This is a genomic window from Bacillus swezeyi, from assembly GCF_001969815.1.
Classification (GTDB): Bacteria; Bacillota; Bacilli; order Bacillales; family Bacillaceae; genus Bacillus; species Bacillus swezeyi.
The window spans coordinates 1-710 of the sequence record NZ_MRBK01000078.1; the positions used below are offsets into that span (position 1 = coordinate 1).

Genomic DNA, 710 nt, shown 5'->3' on the forward strand with positions numbered 1-710 from the left:
GTTTGATCTGACACTGCAAGTTTCTGAAGGGGATGGACGCATTCATTTTCAGTTTGAATATGCATCATCCTTGTTTAAACAAGAAACGATCGAGCGCTGGACATCCCATTTCATGACAATGCTTCAGCACATTGTCCATGCGCCGCAGACAGCGCTGCAAGCCATCAGCATGCTGACAGCTGAAGAACAACAGCTGCTGATGACAAGCTTCAACAGGATACCGGAACAACACCGCCCTGACACAACCGTTCATGAATTGTTCGCCCGCCAGGCGGCAAAATCGCCGAGTGCAACAGCTCTCATCACTCGGGAAGGTGTGCTCACTTATCAAGAATTAGACGAATGGTCAAACAAAATAGCGAGAACATTGCAAGATCGCGGGATTGGTCCGGATCTTACTGTAGGTATCATGATTCCCAAATCAAAAGGCTTAATCGCGGCCGTCCTCGGGACTTGGAAAGCAGGGGGCGCCTATGTCCCAATTGACCTTGCATATCCGGACGAACGCAAACAATATGTATTGGCCGACAGCGGAGCAAAACTGCTGATCACCGATCGCAAGGCATTTCATCAAGTACCTGATGGTTTTAAAGGCGAAGTGCTGATGATTGAAGATGTTCGGAAACAGGACACCGCACCCATTCAATCTGCTTCTGGACCTGATCATTTGGCCTATATCATCTATACATCAGGTACGACGGGCGAGCCGA

1 protein-coding gene is annotated in these 710 nt (G+C 48.9%); it reads left to right on the forward strand.

Annotated features, from left to right (window positions below; translation table 11 throughout):
* Nucleotides 1-710, forward strand: a 710-nt coding sequence (locus BTA30_RS22295) for an AMP-binding protein (RefSeq protein ID WP_142243727.1), incomplete at both ends; no start/stop codon positions are given.